Origin of the sequence: Mycobacterium numidiamassiliense, assembly GCF_900157365.1 — a bacterium.
Lineage (GTDB): Bacteria > Actinomycetota > Actinomycetes > Mycobacteriales > Mycobacteriaceae > Mycobacterium > Mycobacterium numidiamassiliense.
This window is the reverse complement of sequence record NZ_FUEZ01000004.1, coordinates 1,010,367-1,022,227: the sequence shown is the minus strand read 5'-3', so window position 1 is coordinate 1,022,227 and position 11,861 is coordinate 1,010,367. Positions and strand designations below refer to the sequence as shown.

General features: G+C 67.4%; 13 protein-coding genes, 1 pseudogene and 1 riboswitch. Of the genes and pseudogenes, 7 read left to right on the top strand and 7 right to left on the bottom strand.

What is annotated here, in order from left to right:
- Nucleotides 1–40 precede the first annotated feature (40 nt).
- Nucleotides 41–251, top strand: a riboswitch (cyclic di-AMP (ydaO/yuaA leader).
- An 11-nt stretch (nucleotides 252–262) separates the two neighbouring features.
- Nucleotides 263–901, top strand: a pseudogene (locus tag MNAB215_RS13460) (transglycosylase family protein); the annotation flags it as partial.
- 141 nt (nucleotides 902–1,042) lie between these two features.
- Here the strand turns inward: MNAB215_RS13460 and MNAB215_RS13455 are convergent.
- Genes MNAB215_RS13455 through MNAB215_RS13440 form a run of 4 tightly spaced genes read right to left on the bottom strand, consistent with a single transcriptional unit; the run spans nucleotide 1,043 to nucleotide 2,682 of the window.
- Nucleotides 1,043–1,468 (bottom strand): molybdenum cofactor biosynthesis protein MoaE, encoded by a 426-nt coding sequence (locus MNAB215_RS13455; protein ID WP_077079300.1) that lies wholly within the window; start codon nucleotides 1,466–1,468, stop codon nucleotides 1,043–1,045.
- On the bottom strand, nucleotides 1,465–1,947 hold the full coding sequence (locus MNAB215_RS13450) for a MogA/MoaB family molybdenum cofactor biosynthesis protein (protein ID WP_077079299.1): 483 nt from the start codon (nucleotides 1,945–1,947) through the stop codon (nucleotides 1,465–1,467). The genes MNAB215_RS13455 and MNAB215_RS13450 overlap by 4 nt, the downstream gene beginning before the upstream one ends.
- Nucleotides 1,937–2,473 carry a cyclic pyranopterin monophosphate synthase MoaC gene (moaC, locus tag MNAB215_RS13445; protein ID WP_077079298.1) on the bottom strand — a complete coding sequence of 179 codons (537 nt, stop codon included), beginning with the start codon at nucleotides 2,471–2,473 and terminating at the stop codon, nucleotides 1,937–1,939. Before moaC ends, MNAB215_RS13450 begins: the two co-directional genes overlap by 11 nt.
- 8 nt (nucleotides 2,474–2,481) lie before the next feature.
- On the bottom strand, nucleotides 2,482–2,682 hold the full coding sequence (locus tag MNAB215_RS13440; protein ID WP_077079297.1) for a hypothetical protein: 201 nt from the start codon (nucleotides 2,680–2,682) through the stop codon (nucleotides 2,482–2,484).
- A gap of 118 nt (nucleotides 2,683–2,800) precedes the next feature.
- Here MNAB215_RS13440 and MNAB215_RS13435 point away from each other — a divergent pair, with 118 nt between their 5' ends.
- Nucleotides 2,801–5,056, top strand: coding sequence for a helicase-associated domain-containing protein (locus MNAB215_RS13435; protein WP_077079296.1), 2,256 nt, complete (start codon nucleotides 2,801–2,803; stop codon nucleotides 5,054–5,056).
- A gap of 61 nt (nucleotides 5,057–5,117) precedes the next feature.
- A complete protein-coding gene (locus MNAB215_RS13430; RefSeq protein WP_077079295.1) occupies nucleotides 5,118–6,767 on the top strand; it encodes a DNA repair helicase XPB in 1,650 nt (549 codons plus the stop codon).
- 19 nt (nucleotides 6,768–6,786) lie between these two features.
- Here MNAB215_RS13430 and MNAB215_RS13425 read toward each other — a convergent pair whose 3' ends face one another.
- A complete protein-coding gene (locus tag MNAB215_RS13425) occupies nucleotides 6,787–7,932 on the bottom strand; it encodes a thiolase family protein (RefSeq protein ID WP_077079294.1) in 1,146 nt (381 codons plus the stop codon).
- Between the two features lie 15 nt (nucleotides 7,933–7,947).
- Nucleotides 7,948–8,361 carry a Zn-ribbon domain-containing OB-fold protein gene (locus tag MNAB215_RS13420; protein WP_077079293.1) on the bottom strand — a complete coding sequence of 138 codons (414 nt, stop codon included), beginning with the start codon at nucleotides 8,359–8,361 and terminating at the stop codon, nucleotides 7,948–7,950.
- A 91-nt stretch (nucleotides 8,362–8,452) separates the two neighbouring features.
- On the opposite strand from MNAB215_RS13420, the gene MNAB215_RS13415 reads away from it, so the two are divergent.
- Both MNAB215_RS13415 and MNAB215_RS13410 read left to right on the top strand, forming a co-directional pair.
- The gene (locus MNAB215_RS13415; protein WP_077079292.1) at nucleotides 8,453–8,692 is read left to right on the top strand and encodes an aliphatic sulfonate ABC transporter substrate-binding protein; all 240 of its coding nucleotides are present in this window, start codon (nucleotides 8,453–8,455) and stop codon (nucleotides 8,690–8,692) included.
- Between the two features lie 18 nt (nucleotides 8,693–8,710).
- Nucleotides 8,711–9,004 (top strand): putative quinol monooxygenase, encoded by a 294-nt coding sequence (locus MNAB215_RS13410; RefSeq protein WP_077079291.1) that lies wholly within the window; start codon nucleotides 8,711–8,713, stop codon nucleotides 9,002–9,004.
- Here the strand turns inward: MNAB215_RS13410 and MNAB215_RS13405 are convergent.
- Entirely contained in the window at nucleotides 9,001–9,984 is a 984-nt protein-coding gene (locus tag MNAB215_RS13405; RefSeq protein ID WP_077079290.1) for an LLM class F420-dependent oxidoreductase, read from the bottom strand. The genes MNAB215_RS13410 and MNAB215_RS13405 overlap by 4 nt on opposite strands.
- A 111-nt stretch (nucleotides 9,985–10,095) precedes the next feature.
- Here MNAB215_RS13405 and MNAB215_RS13400 point away from each other — a divergent pair, with 111 nt between their 5' ends.
- Together MNAB215_RS13400 and MNAB215_RS13395 are read left to right on the top strand one after the other, a co-directional pair.
- Complete coding sequence (locus MNAB215_RS13400) at nucleotides 10,096–10,419, top strand: hypothetical protein (RefSeq protein WP_077079289.1); 324 nt, start codon at nucleotides 10,096–10,098, stop codon at nucleotides 10,417–10,419.
- Nucleotides 10,420–10,601: 182 nt separating this feature from the next.
- Nucleotides 10,602–11,810, top strand: a complete 1,209-nt coding sequence (locus MNAB215_RS13395) for an FAD-dependent monooxygenase (RefSeq protein WP_077079288.1) — start codon at nucleotides 10,602–10,604, stop codon at nucleotides 11,808–11,810.
- Nucleotides 11,811–11,861: the final 51 nt, after the last annotated feature.

Below are 11,861 nucleotides of genomic sequence, written 5' to 3'. Positions count from 1 at the left end.
CCGGAGGTTCGCCAAGGCATTCCGGATGGCGTCCCTCCCACCGCCTATCGCGCCGAGCTCCATCCAATGGGCGGGGGGACCAAACCCTTACGTGGATGGAGGCGGGGGACCCACCGGTCCACCGAGACAGGACTGGAGCCGCTCGCGGCTCCTTGGGGTGAAGCCAGTGTCATCGCCAGGTGACGCCGGCCGGGTAGCCTCTCCCACCCGAACCCGACAGCTGACCTCGCAGGCGCGTGCAGAGAGAGGAATTTCGCGGGGTATGAGCGGACGTCATCGTAAGCCCACCACATCGAGTGTCAGCGTCGCCAAGATCGCCTTTACCGGCGTTGTCCTTGGTGGCGGCAGCATCGCTCTCGCCGGCCAGGCAGCAGCCGCCACCGACGGCGAATGGGATCAGGTAGCCCGTTGCGAGTCCGGTGGCAACTGGGGAATCAACACCGGCAACGGCTACCACGGCGGTGTGCAGTTCAGCGGCAGCACCTGGGCCTCGCACGGCGGCGGCGAGTACGCCCCGTCGGCCGAACTGGCCACCCGCGAACAGCAGATCGCCGTCGCTGAGCGCGTGCTCACGACCCAGGGCCGTGGCGCCTGGCCGGTGTGTGGTGGCCCGCTGTCGGGCCCGACCCCGCGCGAGGTCCTTCCGACGCCGGCGGGCCTGGACGCTCCGCTGGATGCGCCCGGAATCAATGGCGACCCGGCACCGCTGGCTCCACCGCCGGCGGCAGGTCCGCGGGGGGCGCCGGCCGACCCGCAGCCGGTGCAGCTGGCCTCGTTCGACCAGCCGGCGCCCCCCGCGGACCTGCCGCCTGCGCCTCCGGCGGACGCCCCGCCTCCGGCTGACGCCCCGCCACCCGCGGACGCCGTGCCGCCGGCTCCCGCCGACGCGCCTGCCGAACCGCAGCACGCGACGAAAGTCGGCTACACCCAGCAACTGTGGGAAGCGATCCAGGGCGCTGATATCCACGGAAACGACGCGCTGGACGCGCTCTCGCAGCCGTCCGTCATCAACTGATCGGTCGGCGGGCTCTCCCGCGAACGGTCAGGCCGAGCCCACCCATTCCTCGGTGCCGTCATCGAAGAACTGGTGCTTCCATACCGGCAGCCGCGCCTTGATGGCGTCGACTAGTTGCGCGCACGTGGCAAATGCCGCCTGTCGATGGTCGGCGGCAACCGCCGCGACCAACGCCGCCTCACCGATGTGCAGGGCACCGATGCGGTGGCTGGCCGCCACGGCGCGTACCCCGCTGGACTCCGTCGCGACCTCGGCAACCACCTCGGCCATGACCTGAGCGGCCGACGGATGCGCGGAGTACTCCAGCCGCACCACCCGGCGCCCTTCGTCGTGATCGCGAATCATCCCGACGAACCCGACGATGGCCCCAGCCGACCGATGTCCCACCAGTTCTTCGTGCTCGGTCAGAGAAATCGGCTGCTCGGTCATCGCGGCGCGCACGACGAGCGTCATCGCTCGTGATCTTTGCCCGCGAGTTGGTCGAGCGCGTGGTCGAGCACGTTGGCGAGCACTCCAAGGCCGTCGCGCACACCGCCGGGTGAGCCCGGCAAGTTGACGATCAGCGTCGTGCCGGCCACCCCGCACACACCGCGCGACAGCACCGACGTGGGCACCTTCTGCTCCCCGGAGCGGCGAATGGCATCAGCCAGCCCGGGGATCATGTAGTCCAGCACCGCCACGGTCTGGTCAGGCGTGGCGTCGGTAGGCGAGATACCGGTGCCACCGGAGGTGATGATGACGGCGACGTCTTCGTCGAGCGCGTCGTGCAGCGCCTCGCCGACCGGGTTACCGTCAGCGACAACTTTCGGTTCATTCGACGAAAAACCATGGCGCTCAAGCCATTCGGCGATAATCGGGCCACATTCGTCGGTGTATGCGCCGTCGGCGGCCCGAGTCGAGGCGATAATGATTCGTGCGGATCTAGCGCTCATCACGTGCCCAATGTCCGGTCTTGCCGCCCTCCTTGCGGAGCACGCGGATGTCATCGATACGCGCGGCCGGGTCGACCGCCTTGATCATGTCGTAGAGCGTAAGGGCAGCCACACTGACGGCGGTCAGCGCCTCCATCTCCACACCCGTGCGGTCGGTACTGCGCACCGTCGCGACGATCTCGATATCCGATTCGCCGACGGTGAAATCGACGTCGACGCCGGTGAGCGCGAGCTGGTGGCACAACGGGATCAGGTCGCTGGTCCGCTTGGCCGCCAAGATGCCGGCGACCCGCGCGGTGGCCAGCGCATCGCCCTTGGGCAGGCCGCCGCTCGAGATCAGCGCCACCACGTCCGCCGAGGTCCGCAAGGAGCCCGCCGCGACGGCGGTCCGCTTGGTGGCACCCTTCTCGGAGACGTCAACCATGTGGGCGGCCCCGCGCTCGTCGAGGTGCGACAGCTCGGCGGAACGGGGCTCGCCCGGCTCCCACTGCGCGGGCGGCGTCGATGCCCTGGATGCCCGAGCCATCCCGGCACCTATCGATTGACGACAGTGACCGGGTGCACGTAGGGCAGGTCGTCGGAGGGCAGCGGGAACACCAGGTCGCCGAAGGGGGATAACGCACCCGTCCGGTCGCTCACGAGTTCGCTCACCGCGTGGTCGTCGGGATCCGTCGCCGGCCAGCCGTTGTCGACGTACTTGGTTTTGCGCTCAGCAGTGTCAGCCACGCTGTCCATTCTGACAGGTCACGCCCGCGCACGTGACACGAGTGCGATTGCTCGCAGCGCTGCGCCGGTGCCGCCGGGGGGCTCGCGGCGATCTCGGGGTCCGCGGGCTGCTTTACGCTGGTCAGCAATGACCGACAACACCCCGGATATCCCGCTGGGGTCCTGGCTGGCCGACCTACCCGACGAGCGGTTGATCCGACTACTGGAATTACGGCCAGACCTTGCCCAGCCGCCACCTGGCAACATCGCCGCGCTGGCCGCACGCGCGGCGGCCAGGCAGTCGGTCAAGGCTGCGACCGACGAGCTCGACTTCTTGCGGCTGGCGGTGCTCGACGCACTGCTGGTGCTGCATGCGGACACGGCGCCGGTGCCGACCTCGAAGCTGCTGGCGCTGATCGACGACCGGGCGCCGGAAGCCGACGTGATCGATGCACTGGACGACCTTCGGCAGCGCGCACTGGTCTGGGGTGAGGCCGCCGCGCGGGTGGCCGCCGACGCGGGCACGGCGTTGCCGTGGCATCCGGGACAGGTCACGCTCGAGGAGCCGGCACGCACCGCAGCAGAGATCGCCGAGCTCATCGACGGCCTGGACCCGGCCCAGCGCGATGTGCTGGACAAACTGCTCGAAGGGTCCCCGGTGGGGCGTACCCGCGACGCGGCGCCCGGCGCGCCGGCGGATCGGCCGGTGCCCCACTTGTTGGCGGTGGGGCTGCTACGGCGCATCGATGCCGAAACGGTGATCTTGCCGCGCCACGTCGGGCAGGTGCTGCGCGGTGAGCGGCCCGGCCCGATGACGCTGACCGCACCCGACCCCGTCGTGTCGACCACCACTGCCTCCGACGCCGATGCGACAGCGGCCGGAGCCGTCATCGACCTGTTGCGCGAATTCGACGTCTTGCTCCAGATTCTCGGCGCCGCACCGATTTCCGAGTTGCGCAGCGGCGGCATGGGGGTGCGCGACGTCAAGCGGCTGGCCAAGGCGACCGGCATCGCCGAGCCGCGGCTGGGCCTGATCCTCGAGATCGCGGCCGCGGCCGGGCTGATCGCCAGCGGCATCCCCGATCCGGAACCGGCAACGGCTGACGGGCCGTACTGGGCGCCGACGGTGGCCGCCGACCGGTTCACCTCGATGAGCGCGGCAGAGCGCTGGCACCAGCTGGCTACCACCTGGCTTGACCTGCCCGGTCGGCCCGCGTTGATCGGCAGCCGCAGTCCCGACGGGAAACCTTATGGCGCCCTATCGGATTCGCTGTACTCCACGGCCGCCCCCCTGGATCGACGGCTGCTGCTGGAGATGCTCGCCAAACTGCCCCCCGGCGCGGGCGTCGACGCGACCACGGCGTCGGCCGCACTGATCTGGCAGCGTCCGCGCTGGGCCAGACGCCTGCAGCCCGAACCCCTCGCCGATCTGTTGACCGAGGGTCACGCGCTGGGGCTGGTGGGTCGCGGAGCACTCAGCGGGCCCGGCCGTGCGCTGCTGGACGAAACCGTCGACCCGTCCGTCGCGATCGACGCGATGGCGCGCGCCTTGCCCAAGCCGATCGACCACTTCCTGATGCAGGCCGACCTGACCGTGGTGGTACCCGGACCGCTGCAGCGCGACCTCGCAGAGGAGCTGGCTACGGTCGCCACCGTCGAATCCGCCGGAGCGGCGATGGTGTACCGCATCAGCGAACAGTCGATCCGCCACGCCCTCGACATCGGAAAGACCCGCGACTGGATGCACGGGTTCTTCGCCAAGCATTCCAAAACGCCCGTGCCACAAGGTCTTACCTACCTCATCGACGACGTCGCACGCCGGCACGGCCAGCTTCGGATCGGCATGGCCGCATCGTTCGTACGCTGCGAGGACCCGGCACTGCTGGCCCAGGCGGTGGCGGCGGCCGCCGAAGATCTGCAGCTGCGTGCGCTGGCGCCGACGGTCGCGGTGTCTCCCGCACCGATCGCCGAGGTGCTCGTCGCGTTGCGCGGCGCCGGCTTCGCCCCGGCCGCCGAAGACTCCACGGGCGCCATCGTCGACGTGCGCCCGCTCGGCGCCCGGGTAGCCGCGCCGCAGCAGCGCCGGCCCTACCGACCGCCGGCGCGCCCCAGCAGCGACACCCTCAACGCCGTCGTCTCGGTGCTGCGCAAGGTGACCGCTGCGCCGTTCGGCAACAGCCGCGTGGACCCCGCGGTCGCGATGTCGCTGTTGCAGCGCGCCGCTCGGGATCAAGACACCCTGCTGATCGGCTACCTGGACCCGGCCGGCGTGGCCACCCAGCGCGTCGTGTCGCCGATCACCGTCAAAGGTGGCCAGCTGGTGGCCTTCGATTCCGCCTCTGGCCGCCTGCGCGACTTCGCCATCCACCGCATCACGTCGGTGGTGTCGGCCCACGAACGATAATGAATGCTATGACTCGCCCCGGCGACGATGCAGAGTGCAGTGATGAGGAGGAGTAGCGCCATTGACTGACGGACCGTTGATCGTGCAGTCCGACAAGACGGTGCTGCTCGAGGTGGATCACGAGCTGGCCGGCGCGGCACGCGCCGCCATCGCGCCGTTCGCCGAGTTGGAGCGCGCACCCGAACACGTGCACACCTACCGCATCACGCCGCTGGCGCTGTGGAACGCCCGGGCCGCGGGCCATGACGCCGAACAGGTCGTCGACGCGCTGGTCTCCTATTCCCGCTACGCGGTGCCGCAGCCCTTGCTGGTCGACATCGTCGACACCATGGCCCGCTACGGGCGCCTGCAGCTGGTCAAGAACCCGGCCTATGGCCTCACCCTGGTCAGCCTGGATCGCGCCGTGCTCGAGGAGGTGCTGCGCAACAAAAAGATCGCACCGATGCTGGGCGCCCGGCTCGATGACGACACCGTCGTGGTCCACCCCAGCGAGCGCGGGCGGGTCAAGCAGATGTTGCTCAAAATCGGTTGGCCCGCCGAGGATTTCGCGGGCTATGTCGACGGCGAGGCACATCCGATCACGCTGAACGAAGACGGCTGGCACCTGCGCGACTACCAGCAGCTGGCGACCGACTCCTTCTGGGCCGGCGGCTCCGGGGTGGTGGTACTTCCGTGCGGCGCGGGCAAGACCCTGGTCGGCGCGGCCGCGATGGCCAAAGCCAGCGCGACGACGCTGATCCTGGTCACCAACATCGTCGCCGCCCGGCAATGGAAGCGCGAACTGATCGCCCGGACTTCGCTGACCGAGGAGGAGATCGGCGAATACTCCGGAGAGCGCAAGGAAATCCGGCCCGTCACCATCTCGACCTATCAAATGATCACCCGCCGCAGTAAGGGCGAGTACCGGCATCTGGAGCTGTTCGACAGCCGCGACTGGGGACTGATCGTCTACGACGAGGTCCACCTGCTGCCCGCTCCTGTGTTCCGGATGACCGCCGACCTGCAGTCCAAGCGGCGCCTCGGCCTGACCGCCACGCTGATTCGCGAAGACGGCAGGGAGGGCGATGTGTTCTCACTGATCGGTCCGAAACGCTATGACGCACCGTGGAAGGACATCGAGGCCCAGGGCTGGATCGCCCCCGCGGAGTGCATCGAGGTCCGCGTCACCATGACCGACAACGAACGAATGATGTATGCCACCGCCGAGCCCGAAGAGCGCTACAAGCTCTGCTCGACGGTCCATACGAAAATCGCTGTGGTCAAATCGATTCTGGAGAAACACCCCGGCGAGCAGACCCTGGTGATCGGCGCGTACCTCGACCAGCTCGACGAACTCGGCGCCGAACTCAACGCTCCAGTTATCCAGGGGTCCACCCGGACCAAGGAACGTGAAGCCTTGTTCGACGCGTTCCGCCGCGGCGAGCTGTCCACGCTGGTGGTGTCCAAGGTCGCCAACTTCTCCATCGATCTGCCGGAAGCCTCAGTCGCGGTGCAAGTTTCGGGAACATTTGGCTCACGCCAGGAGGAGGCCCAACGGCTCGGCCGGCTACTGCGGCCCAAGGCCGACGGCGGCGGCGCCGTCTTCTACTCCGTAGTGGCCCGCGACAGCCTGGACGCTGACTACGCCGCGCACCGACAGCGCTTTCTCGCCGAGCAGGGCTACGGCTACATCATCCGTGACGCCGACGACCTACTGGGGCCGGCGATTTAATTTGCCGCGCGCTACCTATCTAGAGCGACAGAATCGTCGCCGACGCGGTACCCGGTGCGCCGTACACCTGCGCCAACCCGACGCGGGGATTGCCGGGCACCTGGCGATCGCCCGCCTCGCCGCGCAGCTGGCGCACCAGCTCGTGCACCTGCCGTAGCCCCGACGCTCCGATCGGCTCGCCATTGGCGATCAGCCCGCCATCGGTGTTCACCGGCATCGAGCCGTGAATCTCGGTGGCGCCATCGGCCAGCAGCTTCTCCTGCTCACCGTCGGCGCACAGGCCCGTCTCGGCCATGTGGATGACCTCGTTGCCGGCGTCGGTGTCCTGCAGCTGGGCGACATCGACGTCCTCGGGCCCGATGCCCGCGGCTTCGTAAGCCGCCTTGGACGCGTACACCGTCGGGGAGACGTCCTCGTCGAGCGGGGCGAAGGTGGCATGCACCTCGTACGCACCGAACGTGCGGGTGCGAATCTCGCAGGCGCGCACGTAGACCGGCTTGTCGGTGTACTTGTGCGCGATATCAGCGCGGCACATGATGACGGCCGCGGCGCCCTCGTCGGGCGCACAGAACATGTACTGCGTCAACGGGTAGTTGAGCACGGTCGAGTTGAGGATCTCCTCGACGGAAATCTCCTTGCGGCGGAACGCATTCGGGTTCAGCGCACCATTGCGGAAGTTCTTGTTGGCCACCCGCGCCAGGGTCTCCTGCGAGATGTTGTGGTCGTGCAGGTACTTGTTGGCCTTCATCCCGAAGAACTTGGTGGTGACGAACTGCCCGTTCTGCGCGTACCACTGCGGCAGCGCCAGCTTGGCGGGGTCGTCGGTGAACGCTCCGCGCGGATGCTTGTCCAAGCCAATCGCGATGCCGATGTCGTACTTGCCCAACCGGATGGTGTCGGCGGTCTGCTGAACGGCACTGGCCGCGGTGGCGCAGGCGTTGAAGACGTTGGTGAAGGTGATGCCGGTCAGTCCGACCAGGCGGGTCACCGCGTCCGGGTTGGACACTTCGTGACTTCCCCCGAATCCGAACTGGATGTCCTTCCATCCCACGCCGGCGTCGTCGAGCGCGAACTGGATCGCCTCGGCGCCCATCTGCATCGCCGTCTTGTCGAACCTGCCGAAGGGGTGCAGACCCACGCCGATGATGGCTACGTCGTTCGTCATCTCAGGCTCCTCTGTCTAGACCGGCTGGAAGGCGAACGTGATGATGTCGTTGCCGTCCGCGTCCGTGGCGAACGGCACCATGGTCAGCTCGACCTCCTGGCCGAACTGCAGTTTGGCGGGGTCGTTCTCGGTCAGCCGGCCTTCGACGCGGATCACGTCGCCGAGTTGGACCAGGCCCACACCGAACGGCACGAAATCTTTGCCGGTCGGGCCGGCGTAGGGGGCTCCGGGCGGGAAGCCCTGGGTGGTCCAGGCCACCAGGGTGCCGCTGCGCGGCAACAGCACGTCGCTCATTGCTCCGCCGCTGCACCGCGGGCACCGCTGCTGCACCGGGAAGGTGGTGGCGTTGCAGTCTCCGCAGCGACTGCCGATGAGCTGCGGGCTGTCGTCTGGCCAGGTCGAGATCTCGGGGGCGAGTGCCTTCTGCATCGAGCGATCCTCCGTCGTCGGGCAACACGATAATGCGCTCACTAAAAGCTACAACAGCGTTCCATAAAAATGGAAACCGCATTCTCATAAAGTGCCGACTCGGCCCGCCCAAAAGTACGCCAAGGCCGTGGGGTTGGACCTCAAGGTCGCCGAGCTCGCGCAGAGCCGGATCCTTCGGCTGCCCATCCCTCTCAGTGAGACCGTGGAGTCGGCCGAGCAACGGCTCGCGGACCTGTTCGCGGCCGCGGACCAGATTCCGGAGGCGCCTGACTTCGCCAAGTGGGTCGACCGTAGGTTCAACAGTGTGCTCGTAGTAGGCAGCACGAAGTGACGATGCGAGGAGACGACGATGTCAGTGACGGTGCTACTGGAACTGAAATTCAAGCCCGAGTCGGTGGCGGCCGGGCGTGACCTGATGCGCCGGACGCTGGAAACCACCCGGGCGTTCGAAGGGAATCTCCAGACCGACGTGTGGGTCGACGAGGCCGACGAAGCGCACTGGATCATCTACGAAGTGTGGGCCACGGTCGAGAGCGATGAGGCCTACCGCGCCTTTCGGGCCGGCGAGGGCAAAGTCGTGGAGCTGCCGCCGTTACTGGCCGCGCCCCCGGTCAAGACCCGCTACCTCACCAGCGACGTCTAGCTCAGCGCGGGAATCACTTCGCGTTCGAACAACTCGATGCCGGAACGGTCGTAGGCAGCCTCCGGGAAATAGCAGATCGCGTATTCGCAACCAAGGTCACGGACCTTGGCAATGCGCTCAATCACCTGTTCCGTTGTGCCCGTTGCCCCTTCCGATCCGCCGGAGAGCATCGCATCCGCCGCCGCCTCGGGCACGTAGCGGGACATGCGGTCGCGTATGCGCCGCTGCCGGTCCTTGACGTCGTCATCGGAGGTGCCGATGATCGCACTGAAGTTGGCCGAGCGCACGATTGCGCCGAAGTCTGTGCCCACGTCGCGGCAGTGCTCAGCCAGCACTTCCGACTTGTGCTTGAACGCCTCGAGCTCGGGCGTGAAGTTGGTGTATTGGGCGTACTTTGCGGCGATGCGCAAGGTGACCTTCTCGCCGCCGCCGGCGATCCAGAATGGAATCCCATTGTCTTGCAGCGGCTTCGGCTGCACTATCGCGCCGTCCACCTGGTAGTGCTTGCCGTCGAGGCTGACTTTGCCGTCGCGCCAGGCATCGCGCATGATCTGCACGCCCTCGTCGAGCCGACCCAACCGCACACCCGCCGATGGAAAGCCGTAACCGTAAGCGCGCCATTCGTGTTCGTACCAGCCGCCACCTATTCCCATCTGAATACGGCCACCCGAAATGATGTCGGCGGTCGCCGCGACCTTAGCGAGGTAGACGGGATTGCGGTAGCTCATCGCCGTGCACATCTGCCCGAGCTTGATCCGCGACGTGGTCGCCGCGTAGGCGGCCATCAGCGACCACGCCTCATGCGTGGCCTCGCCGGTCGGCATCGGGACGGTGTGGAAGTGGTCGTAGACCCACAGCGAATCCCATGCGCTGTTGTCGGCGTAGACGGCCAGGTCGCGCATCACCGCCCAGTGCTTCTCGGGTTCGATGTCCACGAGATCCAGCCGCCAGCCCTGCGGAATGAAGAGACCAAAGCGCATAGTTAGCAACTCTAGCCGTCGACGGTGCGGGCCGAAATGGCGCTCTCACCTCACAGCCGATCGCTATGAAAGACCTAACTAACTCCGGGTAGCGGCGTGATTAATGGGTACATGAGCACAAACCCCTCCACCGCAGATCTCCACAAAATCCGTACGGTCGACGCCCGGCGCCGGCAAATCCGCTTGATGCAAGTGATATTGGCCGGGGCCGCGACCGTCGCGACGCTGGCGCTATTCGGCCCGGCCCAGCCCGGCGGCAGCGCAGTCGCGTCGGGACCAACGCCGGCAGGAACGTCCATTGTGCAAAACGGCGGCGGCGCCGGCGGCGGCCGTGTTATCGCCGTCGACGACAACGACCAAAACAACCCGAGCTCGGGCGACATCTTCACCCAGAACGCGCAGGACCAGAGCACCGCAAGCGGCGCTGGCACGTAATTCTCCGTCCGAACCAATTCCCTGTCGCACCGCGGCAGGGAATTGCTATGTCTTTCCCGGCCTTTCCCGGTCTTTCCCGCCGCCCTTGATCGACCGCGCACCGGGGTCCTGCACACCAGCTCTTCCCATGGCGCGAGGCAATAGTTAGGCTTACCTAACTTCGATGCGTTAGGGAGGTCGACATGCGGATTCTCATCTCCGGGGCCAGCATCGCCGGCCCGGTACTGGCCTATTGGCTCACCCGATACGGGTTCGAAGCCACCGTTGTGGAGCGCGCGCCGGGGTTGCGAAAGACGGGCGGTCACGCCGTCGACCTGTTCCGGCCTGCGATGGAGATCTCGGAAAAGATGGGCGTGCTGGACAAGATCGAGGCATGCGCCACCGGGACCGACGCGTTGACGATCTACCGCGAGGGCGCCCGTCGGCCGACCCGCGTCGATCTCACCAAGGTGGTCGGAGCCGCATCCGACCGTCACGTGGAAATCATGCGCGACGATCTCAGCGAGGCCTACTACGACGCCGGCCGGGATCGGGTCGAGTACGTGTTCGGCGACTCCATCACCGCGATCTCCCCGGACGGGGAGGTGAGCTTCGAGCGCGCGGCGCCGCGCGGCTTCGACGTCGTGATCGGCGCCGACGGGCTGCACTCGAACGTCCGGCGCCTGGTGTTCGGCGAGGACGCCGCAAGCACCCGGTTCCTCGGCGGCTATTTGGCGGTCCAGTCAGTGCCGAAAACCCTTGCCCGCGAAGGAGAGATGGTCATCCATGCCGGCGCGGGCCGCCTCGCGGGGATCTACACCGCGCAGCCCCTGGACGACGCGCGGGCATTGTTCATGTTCCGCCGCAAGGATGAGCTCGACTACCACTATCGAGATGACCTGCGGCAGAAGGAGTTACTGCGTGCCGCGTTCGCCGGGATGGATCCCACCGTCGACGGGTGGCTCGACGAGCTCGTCTGCACACCGACCTTCTACTTCGACTCGATCACCCAGCTGCAGCTCGCCGGCTGGTCGCGCGGACGGGTCGCCCTCGTCGGCGACGCCGGATACTGCCCGGGCCCCGCGGTCGGCGGGAGTACCAGCATCGCGGTGTTGGGCGCCTACGTGCTGGCCGGTGAACTGGCGCGGGCGCACGGCGACTACGCGCAGGCATTCGCGGCCTACGAGCGGGAAATGTCCGACTCGGTCCAACGCAGCCGCGCCTTCGCGCGCACCGTGGCCAAGGGCATTGTGCCCGTGTCGGCAGCCGGCGTGTGGGCGCTGTCCGCTGGCGCACGACTGATCTCAACGCTGCCCGCCGGGCTTACCAAAGCCGTCGCGAGGCTGAACACCAAGGGTATCCGGCTGTATGACTCGATGCGGGTGCCCGACTACGCCGTAAGTGCGGTTTGACAGCATAGGCGTTAGGCCGCCGACCGCGGCAGCCCAAGAAGCGGTGTGGCA